19 protein-coding genes and 1 tRNA gene are annotated in these 20,331 nt (G+C 54.6%); 9 read left to right on the top strand and 11 right to left on the bottom strand.

Annotated features, from left to right (window positions below):
• Window positions 1-28: 28 nt before the first annotated feature.
• Window positions 29-226, bottom strand: a complete 198-nt coding sequence (locus tag DK507_RS13205) for a hypothetical protein (RefSeq protein ID WP_109356815.1) — start codon at window positions 224-226, stop codon at window positions 29-31.
• Between the two features lie 125 nt (window positions 227-351).
• Here DK507_RS13205 and DK507_RS13200 point away from each other — a divergent pair, with 125 nt between their 5' ends.
• On the top strand, window positions 352-597 hold the full coding sequence (locus tag DK507_RS13200; RefSeq protein ID WP_109356814.1) for a hypothetical protein: 246 nt from the start codon (window positions 352-354) through the stop codon (window positions 595-597).
• 19 nt (window positions 598-616) lie between these two features.
• On the opposite strand, the gene thiE is transcribed toward DK507_RS13200, so the two are convergent.
• The 7 genes from thiE to tkt are packed head-to-tail and all read right to left on the bottom strand — an operon-like array spanning window position 617 to window position 7,584.
• Complete coding sequence (gene thiE / locus DK507_RS13195) at window positions 617-1,243, bottom strand: thiamine phosphate synthase (protein WP_109356813.1); 627 nt, start codon at window positions 1,241-1,243, stop codon at window positions 617-619.
• A gap of 12 nt (window positions 1,244-1,255) precedes the next feature.
• Entirely contained in the window at window positions 1,256-1,933 is a 678-nt protein-coding gene (locus tag DK507_RS13190) for an O-methyltransferase (protein WP_109356812.1), read from the bottom strand.
• 11 nt (window positions 1,934-1,944) lie between these two features.
• Complete coding sequence (locus DK507_RS13185; RefSeq protein ID WP_109356811.1) at window positions 1,945-2,838, bottom strand: fructose bisphosphate aldolase; 894 nt, start codon at window positions 2,836-2,838, stop codon at window positions 1,945-1,947.
• Window positions 2,839-2,853: 15 nt separating this feature from the next.
• Window positions 2,854-3,357, bottom strand: coding sequence for a GNAT family N-acetyltransferase (locus tag DK507_RS13180; protein WP_162559045.1), 504 nt, complete (start codon window positions 3,355-3,357; stop codon window positions 2,854-2,856).
• Window positions 3,354-4,544, bottom strand: coding sequence for a phosphoglycerate kinase (gene pgk, locus DK507_RS13175; protein ID WP_109356810.1), 1,191 nt, complete (start codon window positions 4,542-4,544; stop codon window positions 3,354-3,356). The genes DK507_RS13180 and pgk overlap by 4 nt, the downstream gene beginning before the upstream one ends.
• Window positions 4,545-4,562: 18 nt before the next feature.
• Entirely contained in the window at window positions 4,563-5,567 is a 1,005-nt protein-coding gene (gap, locus tag DK507_RS13170) for a type I glyceraldehyde-3-phosphate dehydrogenase (RefSeq protein WP_109356809.1), read from the bottom strand.
• Window positions 5,568-5,604: 37 nt separating this feature from the next.
• On the bottom strand, window positions 5,605-7,584 hold the full coding sequence (gene tkt / locus DK507_RS13165; protein ID WP_109356808.1) for a transketolase: 1,980 nt from the start codon (window positions 7,582-7,584) through the stop codon (window positions 5,605-5,607).
• Window positions 7,585-7,780: 196 nt separating this feature from the next.
• Between tkt and DK507_RS13160 the strand changes: the two genes are divergently transcribed.
• From DK507_RS13160 to DK507_RS13145, 4 genes are all read left to right on the top strand, one after another.
• A complete protein-coding gene (locus tag DK507_RS13160) occupies window positions 7,781-7,972 on the top strand; it encodes a hypothetical protein (RefSeq protein ID WP_109356807.1) in 192 nt (63 codons plus the stop codon).
• A gap of 1 nt (window position 7,973) precedes the next feature.
• Window positions 7,974-8,339, top strand: coding sequence for a cell division protein ZapA (locus DK507_RS13155; RefSeq protein ID WP_109356806.1), 366 nt, complete (start codon window positions 7,974-7,976; stop codon window positions 8,337-8,339).
• 211 nt (window positions 8,340-8,550) lie between these two features.
• Complete coding sequence (locus DK507_RS13150; protein ID WP_162559044.1) at window positions 8,551-9,135, top strand: 5-formyltetrahydrofolate cyclo-ligase; 585 nt, start codon at window positions 8,551-8,553, stop codon at window positions 9,133-9,135.
• A complete protein-coding gene (locus tag DK507_RS13145) occupies window positions 9,132-9,383 on the top strand; it encodes a DUF2842 domain-containing protein (protein WP_109356804.1) in 252 nt (83 codons plus the stop codon). Before DK507_RS13150 ends, DK507_RS13145 begins: the two co-directional genes overlap by 4 nt.
• Before the next feature lie 27 nt (window positions 9,384-9,410).
• Here the strand turns inward: DK507_RS13145 and DK507_RS13140 are convergent.
• A tRNA-Asp gene (locus DK507_RS13140) sits at window positions 9,411-9,487 on the bottom strand.
• 438 nt (window positions 9,488-9,925) lie between these two features.
• Here DK507_RS13140 and DK507_RS13135 point away from each other — a divergent pair.
• The 4 genes from DK507_RS13135 to DK507_RS13120 all read left to right on the top strand — a co-directional run bounded on the left by DK507_RS13135 (window position 9,926) and on the right by DK507_RS13120 (window position 17,772).
• Complete coding sequence (locus DK507_RS13135) at window positions 9,926-10,945, top strand: hypothetical protein (protein ID WP_109356803.1); 1,020 nt, start codon at window positions 9,926-9,928, stop codon at window positions 10,943-10,945.
• Window positions 10,946-10,955: 10 nt separating this feature from the next.
• Window positions 10,956-11,444 carry a hypothetical protein gene (locus DK507_RS13130; RefSeq protein ID WP_109356802.1) on the top strand — a complete coding sequence of 163 codons (489 nt, stop codon included), beginning with the start codon at window positions 10,956-10,958 and terminating at the stop codon, window positions 11,442-11,444.
• 67 nt (window positions 11,445-11,511) lie between these two features.
• Window positions 11,512-12,612 carry a hypothetical protein gene (locus DK507_RS13125; protein ID WP_109356801.1) on the top strand — a complete coding sequence of 367 codons (1,101 nt, stop codon included), beginning with the start codon at window positions 11,512-11,514 and terminating at the stop codon, window positions 12,610-12,612.
• Window positions 12,613-12,729: 117 nt separating this feature from the next.
• Window positions 12,730-17,772, top strand: a complete 5,043-nt coding sequence (locus tag DK507_RS13120; RefSeq protein ID WP_254054384.1) for a hypothetical protein — start codon at window positions 12,730-12,732, stop codon at window positions 17,770-17,772.
• Between the two features lie 242 nt (window positions 17,773-18,014).
• On the opposite strand, the gene DK507_RS13115 is transcribed toward DK507_RS13120, so the two are convergent.
• Together DK507_RS13115 and DK507_RS13110 are read right to left on the bottom strand one after the other, a co-directional pair.
• The gene (locus tag DK507_RS13115) at window positions 18,015-19,316 is read right to left on the bottom strand and encodes a dihydrolipoamide acetyltransferase family protein (RefSeq protein ID WP_109356799.1); all 1,302 of its coding nucleotides are present in this window, start codon (window positions 19,314-19,316) and stop codon (window positions 18,015-18,017) included.
• The gene (locus DK507_RS13110; RefSeq protein ID WP_109357683.1) at window positions 19,313-20,326 is read right to left on the bottom strand and encodes an alpha-ketoacid dehydrogenase subunit beta; all 1,014 of its coding nucleotides are present in this window, start codon (window positions 20,324-20,326) and stop codon (window positions 19,313-19,315) included. The genes DK507_RS13115 and DK507_RS13110 overlap by 4 nt, the downstream gene beginning before the upstream one ends.
• Window positions 20,327-20,331 lie beyond the last annotated feature (5 nt).

The following is a 20,331-nucleotide window of genomic DNA, read 5'->3' as shown; positions in this document are numbered from 1 at the left end:
ATATGGCGATTTCATACAATACATTCCCCTAAGCACAATCTACGCGCCAGTTAATGGAAAATGTCCCGGATCCGGTGTCGCCCGAAGAAACAACTGCTCCTGCTGCTGGTTTATTCAGCGGGACCGAAGCACCTGTGCCCACTTCGTCACCGGCATGCCATGACGGCTTTTTGAGCGAAATCGAACGCATGCCGCATTTCGGAATTCCTTCGGAAGAGAGTTTCATGAGAAATTTCCTGAGAGGACGTAAGGGACTTTTTGTCATCAGACCCTGAACGATTGCGGCTTGATATCTGCCAGCATGTCTTTTTCATACAATACCGCGCACTGACATCAATGTAACTAACGGATATGGCGCAAGCAGAAATCCTGAAACCCGATCGAAACAAACCCGCAGAAGAAACGGACCCATGCGATCCGGTTGCGTCTGGCCTTTTCGGCTATTCCATTAGTGATGGCATGGTGCGTTCCACTGTACCGCTCCCTGAATATGTTAGAGATCTGGAACAACTGCCAAATTTTGCACCACCTTCCAAAGACCAGTTTTTGGAACAATATGTTGAATCGAATATCGGGGTGAACGAAAGCTCTTCCTGAGCGCTGTCCGTTCGATGGCTTAGCCTGCCAATATTTCATTGAAACGTTTGACCGCGTATGTCGGACCCTCCGGATCATTCCATACCGAACCGCTTACCGCCAGAAAATCGGCACCTGCATCAACCAGCGGCTGACAGTTATCCGGTGTAATCCCCCCAATGGCAACGCACGGTATCTCCATTATCGTCGACCACCATTCTAGTATATCGACTTCTGGTCGATGACGGGTTTCCTTAGTCGTGGTGGGAAAAAACGCACCAAAAGCAACATAATTGGCACCGCCCTCCCCGGCCTCCATCGCCAGATGCCGGCTGTCGTGGCAGGTTATGCCGATTTGCATCTGATCGCCCAATTCAACCCGAGCATCTTTCAGGTCGCCATCGCCCTGCCCCAAATGGACACCATCGGCTGCGAGACGCTTGGCCAAATCAACATCGTCATTCACAATGAAAGCGACATCATGCGCATCGCAGATCTCTTTAAGTGGTTCGGCCAAACGTTCCGCTTCGCCCTGCTCGACATCCTTCACGCGAAACTGGAAAGCAGCCACAGGCCCCGCTTCCAACGCCTGTTGCAACCGCTCCGGAAAGTCACCACCGACATCAAGCGGTGAAATCAGGTACAGTTGGCAGGATGGTATAGTCATGGTTGTTACCCCTCAATTATCCCGAACAATGCCGAGTAGAAACCCGTCCCATTTTTTTGAACCGACCGTTTGGATAGCCGTGGCATCGACGAGAGGGTGGTTTTGCAAAGCGCTGTACAACGCCCGTGTGCCGGGCACTTTGGGATCAGAACTATCGGCATTGATAACCTCACCCTCTCGAACGACATTGTCAAAAACCAGCATGGCTCCGGGGCGGGAAAGACGAATTGCATGTTCCAGATAGGTCGCATAATTTTCTTTGTCCGCGTCAACAAAAACAAAGTCGAACCGGGATGCATCACTCGCCTCCAACGCTGCGAGTGATTTCACCGCCTCACCGGCTATTATTTCGACCTTGGGCGCCAGCCCGGCTTTCTCGATATTGCTTCTGGCCAGCGCGGCATATTCAGGCTCCAGTTCCAGCGAAACAAGATGACCATCCTCCGGCAACGCACGTGCCAGCGAGATGGCTGAATATCCGCCCAGGGTTCCGATTTCCAATATGCGCTTTGCGCCTACGCCGCGCGCAAGCAGCTCCAGCATCCGCCCCTGAGTGGTCGAAACATCTATGGCAGGAAGGCCTTCACGTGCATTGGCAGCCAGACAGGCGTCGAGCGCCGGATCGTTACCGATCAAATGCTCGACGATATAGTCATCCACATCTGACCAACTTGGATCGGACTTTGCCAAATGCTGTTCCCTTATACTTTGACGGTCGAAGCCTTGTGAATCTGATCAATGGCGCTGCCCAGCGACTGGTCAAATTCTTCGTCGGTCATGGAATGACGCAGATCCTGCAGCAAAGCACGAGAGAAACTTGCTATCATACCGCGGTTTTTGGCCAGTTCGGTGCAGGCCTCATCGCGTGAAAACCCGCCAGAAAGGGCAACTACACGGGCCACCCGGGGATGGTCGACAAGCGGCGCATAGAGATTGGCTTCGGTCGGGATCGACAGTTTCAGCATGACTTTGCGATCTTCTGGCAGCGCATCAAGCTGCTTCGTGATCTCTTCCAGCAAGATGGCGTCGCATTGGGCGCGCTCGGCGCTCTGTATGTTCACCTCAGGCTCAATCATCGGCATCAGGCCGTGATCCAGAATCTGGCTGGCGACGTCAAACTGCTGTTTTACAATCGCTGCGATTCCGGTTGGTGAAGCGAGATTGATAACCGAACGCATCTTTGTACCAAACACATCTTTTGTTTTGGCACGTTCGAGCAATTCGCCAAGACCGGGATTAGGTTTCATCATTTGAACACCGTCGGCCTCATCTTCCAGACCTTTGTCCACTTTCAGGAACGGTACGACGCCGCGTTCCCAGAGCAAAGTGGGCACCGGTTTTCCATCCGCCTGGCCGTCCATGGTTTTTTCAAACAGGATCGCGCCGATAACTTTTCCGCCACCAAAGCTTGGTGCAGTCACGATACGGCTGCGCATGCCATGGATCAGAGCAAACATCTCATCATCGTTGGAATAAGCATCTTCGCTGACGCCATAGCCTTTCAGCGCTTTTGGCGTAGACCCTCCGCTCTGGTCCAAAGCCGCAATAAATCCTGCGCCATTTTCGATTTTGTCCATCATCTTCGGATCATGCATGAAATTCGTCCTCGTTCAGTTAGATTGTTCGACGAGGATATCGATATCCCGCCATATTATACGTTCATTGGGAACCATGGTCCCATAAAGGTCTTTGTCTTCAATTCCGTCCGGAGCCCCGCCCAAACGGGTATACAGGCTGCGGGCACGGTCATTGCCGACTACCACATGCAACCATATTGCTTTGCGGCCATTTGCCTTGGCTGCACGGGCAGCTGCGGCAAGCAGTTTGCGACCAATGCCCTTGGACCGACCCTCGCTGCGAACATGGAGATTATCGATATAGGGCATCTCGTCATCCCAGACCGCAACAAAGCCTTGGACCCGATCATCTTCGGCTACCAGAACGATGTCCTGTCGACCAATCTCGGCATTGCGCCAACGCTCTGCCATCATTCCGGAAAGTTGATTGTCCAGCAGGTCTTCACACAAATAATCCCGATAATTTTCCTGCCAGCTGCGCGCATGGATTTCCGCGATTACCGGCCTGTCTCTATCTTCTGCAGGCCGGATATTCATCGTTGCAGGGCCTTTACGCCCGGCAATTCCTTGCCTTCCATCCATTCCAGGAATGCGCCGCCAGCGGTGGATACAAAACTGAAATCATCGGCAACGCCAGCATGATTAAGCGCAGCAACCGTATCGCCCCCACCGGCAACGGAAAGCAAGGAGCCTTCCTTGGTCAGTGCCGCGGCCGTTTGCGCCAGCGCAACGGTTGCCATGTCAAAAGGCGGTGTTTCAAACGCGCCCATTGGTCCGTTCCAGACCAGGGTTTTACAGGTTTTCAGGACATCGGACAGGGCTTCGACAGCTGCTGGCCCGACATCAAGGATCATTTCATCCTCGGCAACCTCATGCACATTGACGGTGCGGGTGGGCGGATTGGGAGCAAATTCCTTTGCGACAACCACATCATAGGGCAGATGGACCGTGCAATCGGCCTCGTCCGCCGCTTCCAGTATCTCATTGGCTGTGTCGGTAAGATCATGCTCGCACAGCGATTTGCCGACATTGACCCCGCGCGCCGCCAAAAATGTGTTGGCCATGCCGCCGCCGATGATCAGATGGTCCACTTTCTCAACCATTTGCCGCAAAACATCGAGCTTGCTGGAAACCTTCGCCCCGCCAACAACAGCGACCACCGGATGCTCGGGATCGCCGAGCGCCTTATCAAGCGCGCTTAACTCCCGTTCCATCGAGCGTCCTGCATAAGCTGGTAGATGTTCGGCCAGACCGGCGGTTGTCACATGTGCCCGGTGGGCAGCAGAAAAAGCATCATTGACGTAAAATGTGCCAAAAGAAGCAATTGCCTTGGCCATGCCCGGGTCATTTTTCTCTTCACCCGGCGCGAAACGGCTGTTTTCGACCACCACAATGCTGCCATTGGGCAACGCATCAATGGTATCGCGATCTGGCATTTGCATGAAGCCGACGTCGCGGCCCAGCACCTTGGCCAGAGGCGCGACCACGGGTTCCAGCGAATATTTCATATCCGCCTTGCCCTTGGGTCGCCCGAAATGGGCCAGCAACAACACTTTGGCACCGCGATCGGCCAGCTCTGTCACGGTCGGCACAACGGCTTTCAGCCGCGTATCATCCGTAACCTTGCCGTCCGCCATCGGGACGTTCAGATCCACCCGGACCAGTCCGGGTTGCCCAGACACGTCACCAAGATCATCGAGTGTTTTAAAGCTATTACCAGCCATTGCTCAGAACCTTTCTGTTTAGAGCAACTTTGCCATAACGGTTGCGGTATCGATCATCCGGTTGGAGAAACCCCACTCATTGTCATACCAGCTCACCACGCGGGCCAGCTTGCCGTCCATGACCGAGGTTTCCAGGCTGTCGACCGAGGAACTGGCCGGCTGATGGTTGAAATCGCTGGAAACCAGCGGCTTGTCCTCAAAGACGAGAACACCGTTCATAGGACCGTCAGCTGCGGCTTTCAGCGCTCCGTTGATTTCCTCAACGCTGGTGTCGCGACCTGGCGTGAAGACCAGATCGACCAGACTTACATTGGGCGTTGGTACACGAACCGAGGAACCATCGAGCTTGCCGTTGAGTTCCGGCAATACCAGACCCACCGCACGAGCAGCGCCTGTTGTCGTCGGGATCATGTTAACCGCACCAGCGCGGGCCCGGCGCATGTCGCTGTGCATCTGATCGAGCATGCGCTGGTCATTCGTGTAGCTGTGAATCGTGGTCATGAAACCGCGCTCAATGCCGATCGCGTCGTTCAGCACCTTGGCAACGGGCGCAAGGCAGTTTGTCGTACAAGAGGCATTGGAAACAATGACATCCGATGACGTCAATACGTCATGGTTCACGCCATAGACGACTGTTTTCAGGTCACCTTTAGCCGGTGCAGAGATCAAAACGCGTTTGGCGCCTGCATCAATATGAGGCTGCGCCGCTTCCACCGACTGGAAGAAGCCTGTGCACTCCAGAACGATATCAATACCCATTTCGCCATGGGGCAGCTTGCCCGGCTCGCGTTCCGACGTGACAGCGATTTTCTTACCATTCACTGAAATGCTGTCGCCGTCGGCGGTCACTTCGCCCGGAAAACGGCCGTGGACGCTGTCATATCCGAACAAAAGCGCGTTGGCGTTCGCATCAGCAAGGTCATTAATCGCAACCAGTTCAAGGCCGCAGTCCGGGCGCTCCAATATAGCACGAGCGACCAAACGGCCGATGCGGCCAAATCCGTTAATTGCTACTTTTGTCATAAATGTTGCTCCTTTGAATTCCAGTTTCTTGCTGTTTTCAGCCCAGTTTTGCCATTATTTGTGGTGTAATCGCCTCTGCGGTGAGACCAAAATGTTCGAACAGGTCATTAATCGGTGCGGATGCGCCAAAACTGTCTATGCCGAAGCGCAGGCCGTCCAGTCCGGTGTAACGCTCCCATCCAAAAGTCGTTCCGGCTTCAATGGAAACCCGTAATGTTCCGGACCCGCCGAGCAGCTCCGCTTTATAATCATCGGATTGCGCATCGAACAATTCGGTACAAGGCATCGACACGACATCTGCACCAACGCCATTTGCCTCCAGTTTGGCCGCAACATCCATCGCTAGCGATACTTCAGACCCCGTGGCGATCAGCACAACGCGTTTAGCGTTCTCCGCCGGTTTCATTAAATAAGCGCCTTTTTCACAATGGTTTACGCTGACGTCATGGCGTAACGGCGGCAGCCCCTGACGGGTCAAAGCCAGCGTCGAAGGCCCTTCCGACCGCTTGATCGCCAGGGCCCAGCATTCCGCTGTCTCGATTGCATCTGCTGGGCGGAACACTTGCATATTCGGCATGGCCCGCAGGCTTTGAATATGCTCAATCGGTTGGTGGGTGGGCCCATCTTCACCCAAACCAATACTGTCATGGGTCATCACATAGATCGCGCGTGTATTTTGAATGGCGGAAAGCCGCATTGCACCACGGCAATAGTCGGTAAAGACCAGAAATGTGCCGCCATAAGGGATGATACCGCCATGCAGCGCCATACCGTTCATGGCCGCCGCCATGCCAAATTCGCGGATGCCGTAATAGATATAACGCCCAGAATAATCATCCTTGGTCAAAGGCTTGGTCGAATCTGTCTTGGTATTGTTTGAACCGGTCAAATCGGCGCTACCGCCCACCATTTCCGGCAAAGCAGCGGTAATCGCGCCCAATGCCATTTCCGACGCCTTGCGCGTTGCTACCTTCGGTGGGTCTTGGGCCAGGCCTTCAAGATAGTCTTGCATCGCACCATTATCGGGCAAAGCACCCGACATGCGCCGCTCAAATTCTTCAGAAAGACTGTGAGCTTTTAGACGCGCTTCCCATTCAGCGCGTTTCCCGGCTCCTTTTTCGCCAATCTTACGCCATGACGCCAATATATCATCTTGAATTTCAAAGGGTTTATCATTCCAGCCCAAATATTGCCGGGTTGCTGCAACTTCGTCTTCACCAAGTGCTGCTCCATGGGTAGCGGAGGTTCCCTGCTTGTTGGGAGAGCCATAGCCAATCACGGTTTTACAAGCGATAAGCGAAGGCCGCGGATCGGCTTCGGCTTCTTTCAGTGCTTTGCGGATATCGTCAAAATCATGCCCGTCACAGGACACCACATGCCAGCCTGAAGCCCGGTAACGCGCCGGAATATCTTCGCTGGTGGACAAATCCGTGCCGCCATCAATGGTTATACCATTATCGTCCCACAAAACGTTGAGGCGGCCGAGCTGTAGATGTCCGGCCAAACCAACCGCTTCATGGTTGATTGCCTCCATCAGACAGCCATCACCCGCGATAACCCAGGTTTTGTGATCCACCAGGTCATCGCTGAAATGAGCGTTCAAATGCCGTTCGGCAATTGCCATGCCGACCGCCATGGCAAAGCCCTGCCCCAAAGGTCCGGTGGTTGCCTCAACGCCTTCCAGTTTGAAATTTTCAGGATGGCCCGCACAAGGTGACGATAATTGCCTGAAATCCTTGATATCCTGTAATGTGGGACGCTCGTAACCGGTCAGGTGTAGAAGCGAATAGATCAGCATGGACCCATGACCCGCAGACAGGACAAACCGGTCGCGATCCGCCCATTTTGGCGCTTTCGGGTCGAATTTCAGGAAATCGCTGAACAATACGGTCGCTACGTCTGCCATGCCCATAGGCATGCCCGGATGACCGCTATTGGCCGCTTGCACTGCATCCATCGACAATGCGCGAATGGCATTTGCCATGGTTTTTTCGGAAATTTTATCAGAAACGGCCATGTTTTTCGGATCCCCCAGCAGTGATCAAATTATGGCAACGATGGAATATTGGAAATCTACCGATTCGCCATTTTGACACACCCTTTGATGGCCTGCGCTCATATCGTCAAGGCTGCGCTTCACCGATCTAGTGTTTACGCAGCGGCCCGAGATTGTTACCAATGAAACACAATAACTTATAAGTCGGAACCAAGTCATGGAAAACGAACGAGTGATCCTCGCGATCGGCCGCATAGAGCGGGCGCTCAGTCGCATAGAAACGGTCAAGGCAGCCACAACAGCCCCACAGGTCGATCCAGAGCTGGAAAAACGGCACGCGGCCCTGAAAGAAGAAATGAAACAGGCCATTCATACGATTGACGGGCTGATTGCCCGGCAGGAGCGCTAATATGGCACAGGTAAAGCTGGAAATCGGCGGTCGTTCGTTCATGGTCACCTGCCAGGATGGCGAGGAAGAGCATCTTGGCAAATTAGGAGCCATGGTTGACGCGAAAGCAGGAGAAGCTGGCGATCCTGCTGGTCTGACAGAAAGCCGGATGCTGTTGTTCACATCCCTTTTGCTGGCGGACGAACTTCATGCCACAAAAAATGCCGACCGCAATGAACCGGCACCACAACCTGCAATTCCGCCCGCTGGTAAGCCGCAGAAAACCAACGATGCCGAAGATGAACGCGTGCTCCTTGCGCTGGAAAAACTGGCAGATCGCGCAGAAGCCTTTGCGAACAGCCTTGAGCAGACCGCCAATGTTCCCTAGATAGCTGTTGACGGGTACTGCCTGGCACGAGCCAGAAGCGAACATCCCTGAGGCGATATAACATCCAAGGGAGCTGTCCCTGCTCGGATTGCGGACTTTTCGGAAGTCGGGTTCGAAGCATATGGCGCCCACCTGACGTAATTGGCGTCAGAGGATTTTCCGGCAAACGACCCTGGTGGTCCCGTCACCTTTCTCCAAGAAAGATTTATCTTTGAATAATTTATCAGATGAAAAGAAGAAATTACGTGAAGAGTATCGGCGGCGACGCGATGCTTTTTACAGCCAGTTGGATGCTGCGACAAAAGGTCTGGCGTTCCGACGCCCTCCCTCGCCTTTGGCCAAACTGATTGAACAGAGCAATATCGTCGCCATGTACAGCGCAATGGGCCCTGAAGCTCCTACCGCCAGGCTCGCTGAATATTGTATCGAGATAGGAAAAATCATCGCGTTTCCGGCAGTTACAGGAGATTCCCCCTTGGAGTTCCGGCAAGTCGACACCATGGAACTGCTAGAAGCCGGATATCAGAATATTGCGGAGCCCAAGGCCGATTGTCCAGTCGTGGTACCGGATCTCATAATAACCCCGATGATTGCTTTTGATCGATCAATGGGCCGACTCGGTCAAGGCAAAGGGCACTATGACCGGACCTTCGCAAAACACCCTGACGCAACTCGAATTGGCCTTGCTTGGTCGGTACAGGAAGCTGATAATATCCCGATGCAGCCTCATGACGTCACTTTGGAGATGATCGTGACAGAATCTGAGATAATTCAACGAGTTAATATGACGTCATGACGACAAATCCGGACAAGAAACCGCCTTACAATCCGCCAGATGCACCCAATTGGCGCGCTCCTGTTGGTGTGATTTTGATGCTGGTCTTCATTTTGATCTGGAGCGGTATTGTTGTTAGCCTGATCGACTGGATCAGCGATCTGAATTTCTGGTTGCAGCTGCCGATCTACGTGATCGCCGGGATAATCTGGATATATCCCATCAAACCGCTACTGCTATGGATAAATACCGGGAAATTCCGTTCCTGAACCGCCAATAACCTCTTTTTGAGGCAATGGCGCGAGTGACGAGACTTGAACTCGCGACCTCCGGCGTGACAGGCCGGCGCTCTAACCAACTGAGCTACACCCGCTTATGCACCGGCATGTTCGCCGGGATATGCAGTGGAGAAGCGCAAGTATAAGAGCTCTGCCTGACTGTCAACAACACTCTTGCAAAGATTCAAAGAAAATTTGCTTCCCGCTTATTGGGTCGCTGATTTGATTGCGAAATTCCGGCAAGCCCGAAGACCGATCTGGCGTCAACTTGACCCAATAGGCCAATTTAAAACCACGGTTTTGCGAAGCCCCCATTTCGGATGAAAGTGTTACACAGTTTAACATATGTTACAAATCGTTACAGTTAAAATGGCATTAAGCAAACGTTACATTCCTTGCTGAAACATATATTAAATATCTGTTTTTTATGGATTTTATTTGAAATGACGGCAACGACTTTTTGACGTCATCTTTACGAAATATTTGCCTTTCTCCTGCATATCAAGTTCATGAATTATGTAGGAAAATCATGTTTGACGGGCTGTCTTCAGCCTGTTGGCGCGATAGCAAAACGCGGTGCCATGACGCTGGCCGCCACGCTGTCCGTCATGACGCTGGGGACAGTGGGCATGTCTGCGGCCAACGCCGCTGGCACGATAGCCGGCACGGATATTCTCAACACCGCCCAAGCGTCCTACGATGGCCCCGGCGGTCCTGTCGTGATCGATTCAAATACCGTAACCATTACCGTGGACGAACTGCTTGATGTAACAGTCGCATCAGCCGACCCGGGTGACATTGCTGTAGATAGCGGTGCCACACAGCAAGTTACAACCTATCAAGTCACCAACACTGGCAACGGCAATGAAGCCTTTACGCTCACAGCCGATACAGCCAAGGGCGGCGACGATTTCGATACCAGCAACGCCGTTATCTATCTGGATACCGACGACAATGGTGTTTTTGATCCCGGTGTTGATACGATTTATTCGCCCGGCTCAAATGATCCGGTATTGGCACCAGATGCTAGCGTAAACGTCTTTATATTGTCGGATATCCCGGTGTCCGCAACAGACGGGCAACGCGCAGAAGTCGAATTGTCCGCCGTGGCTATTACAGGAAGCGGCACGCCTGGTACCAGCTTTGCCGGTCAAGGTGATGGCGGCGGTGACGCTGTTGTCGGTTCAACCGGCGCCGACGGCGAAGCAAGCAGCTTCTTCTTGATACAGGCGGCGCAGGTCGCGCTGGTAAAAAGTGCGACTGTGACCGATCAATTTGGCGGAAATCAGCCGGTTCCAGGTGCGACTATTACCTATCAGCTCGTTGCTACAATCACGGGATCAGGCAGCCTGACCAACCTGAATATCACCGACGATATACCCACTGACACCACCTACACGGCAGAAAGCATCACTCTGGAAGGCGCAAACCTGACAGACAGCGATGCCGATGCTGACGCCGGGTCATTTGACGGCAGCGAGATTGCAGTCAGCCTGGGCACGGTTCCCGGCGGCCAGACCCGCACCATCACTTTCCAAGTAACGATAGATTGAGGAAAATCGGATGAAAATCAATCTTTTGAAACGTTTAGCAATGCTTGCAGCCTTAGCAATCCCGGGGATCACACCCGGAGCGGCCATGGCTGCCAACAATGTCGCACTTTCCAGCGATGTTTTTGTCGAACGCAAGATCGAGAACGCGGACGGACAAACCGCCGTCATGTTGGAAGAGCCCAAAACGGTCATTCCAGGCGATAATCTCGTCTTCGTTGTCAAATATAAGAATGTTGGCAGCACGCCAGCTACCGATTTCTCTGTCACCAACCCGCTCCCCAAAGCGGTCGCGTTCAACGGAACGTCTGATGGCACCGAAATTGTCTCCGTTGACGGAGGCAAAAACTGGGGGCCGCTTTCGGCTCTTACCTATACGCGCGCAAACGGGGAGGTTCGCCCTGCCCTGATGAGCGACGTAACGCATATCAAGTGGAAATTTAATCGTTCTCTTTCAGTGGGTTCGGAAGGAAAACTTGTATTTCGCGGGACAGTAAAATGACCGCAAACCGTATCGGATCGCCGCGGGGGTAAGGCGATCCACAATAGAGTGAAACAGGAGTACAGTAATGACCAGTAAACTGAAACTTCTCGTTGCCACAGGCACTGTTACTGCCGCAATGCTGGGTGCAAACCCGGCATTTGCTGCAGGAACGACCGCAGGCGACGCGATTACCAACAACGTCACCGTAAACTATCAGGTTGGTGGCGTATCCCAGACGGCTGAAACCGATTCAGACACGTTCACAGTCGACCGTAAGCTCGACCTGACCGTTTCGGAAGCCAATGGTGCTGCCCAATCGGTTACGCCAGGCCAGACGGCAGGCGCGCCTAATCCGGCCTTCCTGACCTACACGGTGACCAACGATTCAAACGATGTCGTCGACTTTGAACTGAGCGCTACACAGCAAACAACCGGAGCCGCGACGCCATTTAGCGGCACCGACGACTTTGATGTGACCGGGCTTCTCATCTTCGTCGAATCCGGCGCAACTCCTGGCTATCAGCCAGCGGAAGATACCGCGACATTCATTGACGAGCTGGCTGAAGACGCCAACGCAACCGTCTATATTGTCGGTGATATCCCGCTTGGTCTTGCAACCGGTGACGCCGCAGGTATTACGCTAACCGCGACCATCAAAGAGGGTGCTACAGGCGGAAGCCTTGGTGGAGACTACACCGTCAACGCGGGCGCAAATACCGAAGATGGTACTGTTAACGCAGCGAATATCGACAACGTCTATGTCAATGCATCGGCATCGGACACGGATAACTTCGTGATTTCCGCCGCTAATGTCAGCGTTGTGAAATCCAGTTCCGTATTGTGGGATCCGGTAAACGGTAGCACTAACCCGAAATCCATTCCGGGTGCGGTGATCGAATATTGTATCGCCGTGACCAACGCGACGGGCAGTGCAACCGCTACCAGCGTCAGCATTTCGGATGATATTTCCGCTCTGGATCTGTCATTCTATGCAACGGCGCCGGTATCCGGACCAGCCACCATTCCGGCGGCTAACGGTGTTCGTTCTGCCCTTGCCTGCGATGGCACGGGTACAAATGCCGATGCGGGTACTTTGTCAGAATCATCCGGTGTCATCACCGGTGATCTCGGCGATGTCGCTGCCGGCGTTACCGAAACGCTGCTCTTCCGGGCAACGGTCGACTAAAGGTCAAGGATTGCGGCGGCTTTCCGGTCATTCGGGAAGCCGCCGCCTCCCCCTTTTTGGATGCGTTGGTTAACCAATCTTATTAAGCCAGTCAGCCTGGCATTTGCTGCAGGGGCGATGATCGCACCTGCCTCTATGATTCCTGCGCACGCCCAAAGCTTTCCCCTTATTACCAATGTCGCAGAGGCCGAATGGGACGTTGGCAGTACGCGCTTGCAAACCCCGTCCAATCGCGTCGATATTCAGGTTGTCGCACCCCCAACTGTGCCGCCTGAGATCACTTTATATCGTTTTGATGATCCGCCAGGCGCGGAACAGCTTAATCTTCCGGGAACAATCTGCAGAGGCTCTGGCGGCAATGTCCCGGTTGAGCTACGCGGCGCGTTCGCTGGAACCAATACCAGTCCGGCTGCTATCGCCCCAACGAGCAGCATCCGCGCTGGAGAGCCCCTGATTGTTTCAGTTCTTGCCCCAAACAAGAATCTGAACAGTGCCGCTATCGATAGTTTCGATGTTGTCCTCACGACGCCTTCTGGCGACCGTGAGACGATCAACATCATCGAAACCGAGATTAATAGCGGTCGTTTCGTTGGCATGATCAATACCGCAGCGATACCGCCCGCGCCGGTACAGAGCGATTGCGTTCTGTCTGTGCAGCCCGGCGATATGCTCAACGTTGGTATTGACGAGGTCAGCGGTAGTGCCATTGGCACAGTCGAAGTCGGGATATTGATTGATCCCTTTGGTGAAACCTTTGACAGCGGCGATGGTGCCCCTGTCGATGGCACACGGGTAACGCTCATAGACGTTGCCACGGGCCTGCCAGCTGAAGTTTTCGGTGATGACGGCGTTTCTGTGTTCCCCAGCACAGTGATTTCCGGCGGATCCGTGACCGATAGCGGCGGCAACGTGTATAATTTTACCGAGGGCTTCTATCGCTTCCCGTTTGCCCGTCCCGGCCAGTACAGGCTGCTGATCGAGCCGCCAGCGCCCTATACGGCGCCCTCGTCGGCCACGCCTGAGGAGCTTGACGGCTTCCGGCGAACGGACGGCCTGCCCTTCACCATTGTGGATGGCTCTTATGGCGGGATCATCACGCTGGATGACCCGGCGCCGGTGCGCGTCGACGTCCCGCTCGACAGACCGGGCGTGCCGATTACCCTCACCAAGGAGGTATCCACCGCGATTGCCGTCCCGGGTGATGCCCTCCAGTACCGGGTGACCGTGCAAAACAGCGATCCGGTGCGCACAACCGGCGCAGTTACGATTGAGGACCAGTTGCCGAACGCGATGCGCCTGCGCATCGATACTGTTCGCTATAACGGCGCTCTTGTAACGCCCATTGTGCAGCCCAACGGACAGAATTTCTCTGTCATTGTCCCTGCTTTGCCCCCAGCAGGCAGCGGATTACTCACCTATTTGGCTGAAATCCGTCAGGATGCCAGCCCCGGAGATGCGATCAACACGGCCCAGGCGCGCGACAATCGCGGCGCCGAAAGCCCTGTCGCCAGTGTGCCCGTGCGTATTGAAAGGGACGGCATCTCCGAAAGATTCACGATTATCGGCCGTATTACCGACGGCGGATGCAGCGTTGACCCGCGCAAAGCCGCAGGAATTGGCGGTATTCGTGTCATGCTGCAGGACGGAACCTATACCGTCACCGATGAAGACGGGCGCTATCATTTTGAGGGCATCAGACCCGGATTGCACGTTGTTCAGGTCGATCCATCGACTTTCCCGGCTGATATGGCTCCGATTAACTGCGCGCAAAACACGCGCGCCGCCGGCAGCGACATTTCTCGCTTTGTCGAAGGTCGTGGCGGCGCGCTGAAACGCGCAGATTTCCGGGCTAAAAAGGTAGCTGCACGCGAAGTAACGACTGCCAAAAAATACGAAAAACCTAAAATACTCTCCGATCAGGAAGCTGCGGGTGCCGAGCGTAACTGGCTAGCCGGACAGGCACCGGGCATCGGCTTTGTTTTCCCTGAAACCGGCTATAATCCGCGGGTTAAGTCCCTGCGAGCAGCAGTAAAGCATCGCAAGGGCCAACGAGTCGAACTCTCTTTGAACGGCGAAAAGGTCAATCCGCTATCATATGAGGGCAAAGAGAAAAGCGCCAATGGATCGGTACAGATCAGCATTTGGCGCGGCCTGGATATCAAAAACCGCAAAAACACGCTCGTTGCGCGGGTTTTGGACAAAAACGGCAAGCTGGTCGAGTTATTGACCCGCGAAGTCCATTATTCGGCGAGCCCTCTCAATGCTGAACTGCTGAAAGATAAATCCGTTCTGATCGCAGACGGCGTAACCCGGCCCATTCTGGCCGTGCGCCTGACCGACCGTGACGGCCGCCCTGCCCATCACGGCGCAACCGGCGACTTCAGCGTCCCTGCCCCTTACGCCCCCGCCATTGAGGTGGATGCGCAGCAGGCAAACCAGCTTTCCGGCCTGGAACGCGGTGCCCCGGTGTGGCGCGTGGAAGGCGATGAGGGCATTGCCTATATCGAATTGGCTCCAACGACCGCTTCTGGCTCTGTCAGCGTCACATTCCCGTTCCGCGATGGCGAAGTATCGCGCGAACAACGCATTGAAACCTGGCTTGATCCCGGTGATCGTCCGTGGACCGTGGTCGGCTTTGCCGCAGGAACCGTGGGTTTCAACACCCTCGACGAGCGTCTGGAAGATCTGACCGAGGATGATGACAATATCAATCTCGATGGCCGTGTCGCGCTCTACGCCAAAGGCCGGGTTACAGGCAAATGGCTGATGACGCTGTCTTATGACACCGACAAAGAGGAAGATGAAACACGCTTTGCGGGCGTCATTGATCCGCGCCGTTATTACACCGTTTATGCCGATCGGTCCGAGCAACGCTACGACGCCGCATCGGTGCGCCGACTCTATCTAAAACTTGAACGGCCGCAATTTTATGCACTGTTCGGTGATTATGAAACCGGCATCAACGAACCGGAACTGGCCCGTTACCAACGCGCGTTTAACGGCGTAAAAGCCGAATATCGCAGCGATCAGGTCAGCGCGCTGGCCTTTGGCGCGGACGCCGCCAATCGTTTCCGCCGTGAGGAAATTCAGGGCAATGGCCTGTCTGGCCCTTATGCCCTCTCCACCCGTGATATCATCGCGAACAGCGAGCGTATCACGCTGGAAACCCGCGATCGACTGCGCTCTGACCGTATCGTCGAGCGGAAAGAACTAACGCGTCATATCGATTATGATATCGACTATCTCGCTGGCACCTTGCGTTTCCGTGAACCTGTTCTCAGCCGCAGCAGCGGTCTCGATCCGCAATTCATCATCGCCGAATATGAGGTGCTTGGTGTCGGTGGCCGCGATCTCAACGCTGGTGGCCGTCTGACTTACGAGTCCAAGGACAAGAAATTCAAAATCGGCGCAACCGCGATCCATGACGAGAATGAAAGCGTCAAAAGCGATCTTGTCGGCGTGGATGTCCGCTACCGGCCCAATCTGAAAACGGAATTCCGCGCTGAGGTGGCTTCCAGTGACAGCGAAGACAAAACCGCCGATGTGCTGAACGGTGAGCCGCGCGGTGCGGATAGCGCCGTCGCGTGGCTGGTCGAGGCCGAGCATCATGGCTCCAATTTCGATGTACTCGCCTATGTGCGTCAGCAATCCGCAGGCTTTGGTCTGGGTCAGCTCAATGCGGCCGAGAGCGGTACACGCAAATTCGGTATCGACACGCGGGTGCGCTTGAGTGACAAGCTTTCGCTCGCGGCCAGCGGGTATCAGGAAAACTTCCTGACCACCGATGCCCGTCGGCGCTCTGGCACAGCAGAAATCGAATATCGAAGCGATGATACGGCCCTGCGCGCCGGTGTGGTCCACGCCGAAGACAGATTGTCGGACGGCAGCGTCAATCGCTCTACACTTGCACGGCTTGGTGCGACGCAAAGACTGTTTGACGGCAAGCTGGAGCTGGATGCGCAAACCGAATTCGCGCTTGGCGGACAGGATGAAAGTATCGACTTCCCGGCCCGTCATTCTGTCACCGCGCGCTACGCGATCACCAACGATATCAAGCTGGTCGGTACTTATGAAATTGCCGATGGCGAAAATATCGATGCGCGCACGGCACGCATTGGTGTCGATGTTGCACCATGGGACGGAGCGCGAGCGGTCGTTAGCGCCAATCAACAGGAAATTACCGAATTTGGCCCGCGCACCTTTGCCGCCTACGGCCTGACTCAGTCTATTCCGCTCGACGACAAGTGGACGATCGATTTCTCACTCGATGGCAACGAAACCTTGGGGGGTTTTGACCGCAGCGATGTGATTAACGACGAACAGCCTGTCGCTTCCGGTGGTTTCCTGGGCAATGATGGCTCGTTGACAGAGGATTTCGTCGCCGTCACCGCCGGCGCGACCTTCCGAACCGACGATTGGAGCTGGGTATCGCGCGCCGAATATCGTGATGGCGATATTTCGGAACGCTATGGCTTCACCTCTGCGGTATTGAAACAGATCGGTGAAGGCAGTGCTCTGGGGGCATTGGGCAGCATCTTTGTTGCCGAAGATGAAACCGGCACCAGTACAAGGGTGATAGAAGCGGAAGCCAGCTGGGCCCATCGCCCGGCAGATAGCCGCTGGTCGTGGCTCGAAAAACTCGAGTTTCGCGAAGACCGGGTGCGCAATGCGACGGCAGGCACGGCCGGACCGATTGGCGGCGCGCCGCTTCTGGTCAACGGGGACGTAACTTCTCGTAGAATTATCAATAGTTTAAGCGTCAATTATACGCCGATTGACGCGGATGACGGCATCTTTACCGAAGCCGGAGAATATAGTTTCTTTTGGGGAAGCCGCTATGTTTTCGATAAATTTGGTGAAGATGATGTCAAAGGCTGGAGCAATGTGGTCGGGGCGGACGTCAAGTTCGACCTTTCCGACACCATTGACATCGGCGGACAGGCGACTGCGCGAATAGGCACGGATTTCGACACGATTGCCTATAGCGGGGGACCGAGTATCGGGATAACGCCGTTTAAGAACGGCTATATCTCGCTCGGCTATAATGTGGTGGGTTTTGAAGACCGCGACTTTGAAGAAAGCCGCTATACCAGAGATGGGCCTTTCATCACCTTCCGCCTGAAATTTGACCAGCAAACCTTAGGAAGTTTGGGGCTTTAAGGGGTGAGTTGCGTCTAAAATCCGCTGCCTTTCAGTCGGCGGATTATTATAGAGTTGTGCTCCGCACTTGATGCGGAGGCGATTGGTATTGTGCTCCGCACTTGATGCGGAGCCTAGGGTTAGCTGTTGCGCCCTGTCAACCTAGGCTCCGCATCAAGTGCGGAGCACGTTGCTCTGTGTCCGTTTTGTTGGCCGATTATCGCAAAACCAGCACTTTTGGGGAGTGCCGGAAACCGCGACAATCAATCAGCGAACAACAATACAGGTGTTTCGAGCAAATGCTTGAGCGCTTGCACATAACTGGCGGCATCATAGCCGTCCACGACCCTGTGATCACACGAGATCGACAGATTCATCAGCTTGCGCGCCTGAATCTCGCCGTCAATGATCATGGGGCGCTCAACGATCTTGTTAGGACCGATAATCGCGACCTGCGGGCGCTGAATCACCGGTGTGGTCGCAATACCGCCCAAAGGCCCCAGAGACGTCAATGTTAGCGTCGATCCCGACAATTCGTCAGCCTTTGCGCTGCCATCGCGCGCAGCAGCCGATAAACGGCCGATTTCTGCCGCCAATTGCCAGATATTCTTATCCTGCGCGTCCCGTATAACGGGCACCATGAGGCCTTGTTCGGTCTGTGTGGCCATGCCCAGATGCACAGCGCCATGACGCGTCACAAGGCCTGCCTCGTCGTCATAAGTGGCATTGAGCATCGGAAATTGCGGCAATGATTTGCAAATGGCGACGATCATCAGGGGCAACATGGTCAGCTTTGGCCGGTCGCCGCGATTGGCATTGAGGTCCGCGCGCATGTCTTCCAGCGCCGTCATATCAATTTCATCGACATAGGAGAAATGCGGAATATGGCGTTTTGATTCCGCCATGTTCTGCGCGATCTTGCGGCGCATGCCGATGACCTTGATCGTCTCGTTATCACGCTTCTGGGAAGCGCCTGCAGGACGATAGCCCTGCCCACTGCCATAGCTGAGATAGGCATCGAGATCGCTGTGGCGGATATGCTCACCCTGCGCCTTCACAAGGCTCAGATCGACGCCCAGATCCGCAGCGCGTTTGCGCACGGCGGGGGTTGCAAGAACCTTTGCCGATGGTGCATTTTCTGCTGTCATGGCGTCACTTTTGGTTGGTTCCGCAACGGTTTTGTCAACTGCGGGTGTTGGCGCGGGAACTTCGGCCTCGGGCTCACTTTCTTCTTTTATTTCAATCTCTTGAGGCGGCGTCATAGCGTCGCTTTCGGCCTCCGCGTTACTTTCGGAAGGCACCGCATCCGCGGCACTTCCGTCACCTTCCGCTTCGATCTCAACCAGCATCGAACCAATCGCAATGATATCACCCTCATCCCCGGCAACAGCCACAATCGTTCCCGATACAGGCGCTTCCATTTCAACGGTTGCCTTGTCAGTCATCATATCGGCAATCTGGTCATCTTCCTCGACCCGATCCCCAACCTTCACATGCCACGCAACGATCTCCGCCTCGGCAATGCCCTCGCCGATATCCGGCAGGTTAAAAGTGTAAATGCTCATGATGTCAGCTCCCCGACTATCTTATCCAAAGCTTCCCCGATCCGGACCGGTCCCGGGAAGTAAGCCCATTCCAGTGAATGGGGGTAAGGCGTATCAAATCCCGTAACCCGCTCAATCGGCGCCTCAAGGTGATAGAAACATCGTTCCTGCACCAAAGCCGACAGTTCAGCCCCAAATCCGCTGGTGCGGGTCGCCTCATGAACGATCAGGCAGCGCCCTGTTTTCTTCACTGACGCTTCAATCGTCTCGATATCCAGCGGGACGAGCGTGCGCAAATCGATGACCTCTGCGTCGATGCCATGTTCTTCAACCACTGCATTGGCGACATGCACCATCGTACCATAAGCCAGAACCGTAACAGCATCGCCTTCCCGCACGATGTTCGCCTTGCCAATCGGAATCTTGTAGTAGTCCTCGGGAACCTCTGAAGATTCAAATTTCGACCAAGGCTCGACCGGCTTGTCATAATAGCCGGTGAATGGGCCATTATATATCCGCTTGGGCTCAAAGAACATCACCGGATCATTGTCTTCAATAGCCGAAATCAGCAGCCCCTTGGCATCGTAAGGGGTAGACGGAATCACCGTCTTCAAGCCACAAACATGCGTAAACATGCTCTCCGGCGACTGACTATGCGTCTGTCCCCCAAAAATGCCGCCACCAAAGGGCGAGCGCACCGTAATCGCGCTGGTGAACTCAGCCGCAGACCGATAACGCAAACGGGCCGCTTCGGACACAAGCTGGTCCAGCCCGGGATAGATATAGTCTGCAAACTGGATCTCTGGCACAGGCCGCATCCCATAAGCTGCCATGCCGACGGCCACACCGATAATACCGCATTCGCTGATAGGCGTATCGAAGCACCGCGTCTTGCCATGCTTTTCCTGAAGTCCTGCTGTGGCCCGGAAAACGCCACCAAAATAGCCGACATCTTCGCCCATGATGACAACATCATCATCGCGCGCCATCATATTGTCCAGGCCACTGTTAATGGCTTCTATCATGTTCATAGTTG

Source organism: Sphingorhabdus sp. EL138 (genome assembly GCF_900258045.1).
Lineage (GTDB): Bacteria > Pseudomonadota > Alphaproteobacteria > Sphingomonadales > Sphingomonadaceae > Parasphingorhabdus.
The sequence above is the reverse complement of the archived record's forward strand: the minus strand, read 5'-3'. Positions and strand labels throughout refer to the sequence as shown.

What these genes read in the sequence shown, in the direction of transcription:
- DK507_RS13120 (WP_254054384.1), top strand. Translation starts at nt 12,730, where the DNA reads ATGATCGCACCTGCCTCTATGATTCCTGCGCACGCCCAAAGCTTTCCC.
- gap (WP_109356809.1), bottom strand. Translation starts at nt 5,567, where the DNA reads ATGACAAAAGTAGCAATTAACGGATTTGGCCGCATCGGCCGTTTGGTC.
- tkt (WP_109356808.1), bottom strand. Translation starts at nt 7,584, where the DNA reads ATGGCCGTTTCTGATAAAATTTCCGAAAAAACCATGGCAAATGCCATT.
- DK507_RS13205 (WP_109356815.1), bottom strand. Translation starts at nt 226, where the DNA reads ATGAAACTCTCTTCCGAAGGAATTCCGAAATGCGGCATGCGTTCGATT.
- DK507_RS13180 (WP_162559045.1), bottom strand. Translation starts at nt 3,357, where the DNA reads ATGAATATCCGGCCTGCAGAAGATAGAGACAGGCCGGTAATCGCGGAA.
- DK507_RS13160 (WP_109356807.1), top strand. Translation starts at nt 7,781, where the DNA reads ATGGAAAACGAACGAGTGATCCTCGCGATCGGCCGCATAGAGCGGGCG.
- DK507_RS13110 (WP_109357683.1), bottom strand. Translation starts at nt 20,326, where the DNA reads ATGAACATGATAGAAGCCATTAACAGTGGCCTGGACAATATGATGGCG.
- DK507_RS13115 (WP_109356799.1), bottom strand. Translation starts at nt 19,316, where the DNA reads ATGAGCATTTACACTTTTAACCTGCCGGATATCGGCGAGGGCATTGCC.
- DK507_RS13125 (WP_109356801.1), top strand. Translation starts at nt 11,512, where the DNA reads ATGACCAGTAAACTGAAACTTCTCGTTGCCACAGGCACTGTTACTGCC.
- thiE (WP_109356813.1), bottom strand. Translation starts at nt 1,243, where the DNA reads ATGACTATACCATCCTGCCAACTGTACCTGATTTCACCGCTTGATGTC.
- DK507_RS13145 (WP_109356804.1), top strand. Translation starts at nt 9,132, where the DNA reads ATGACGACAAATCCGGACAAGAAACCGCCTTACAATCCGCCAGATGCA.
- DK507_RS13130 (WP_109356802.1), top strand. Translation starts at nt 10,956, where the DNA reads ATGAAAATCAATCTTTTGAAACGTTTAGCAATGCTTGCAGCCTTAGCA.
- DK507_RS13185 (WP_109356811.1), bottom strand. Translation starts at nt 2,838, where the DNA reads ATGCATGATCCGAAGATGATGGACAAAATCGAAAATGGCGCAGGATTT.
- pgk (WP_109356810.1), bottom strand. Translation starts at nt 4,544, where the DNA reads ATGGCTGGTAATAGCTTTAAAACACTCGATGATCTTGGTGACGTGTCT.
- DK507_RS13200 (WP_109356814.1), top strand. Translation starts at nt 352, where the DNA reads ATGGCGCAAGCAGAAATCCTGAAACCCGATCGAAACAAACCCGCAGAA.
- DK507_RS13155 (WP_109356806.1), top strand. Translation starts at nt 7,974, where the DNA reads ATGGCACAGGTAAAGCTGGAAATCGGCGGTCGTTCGTTCATGGTCACC.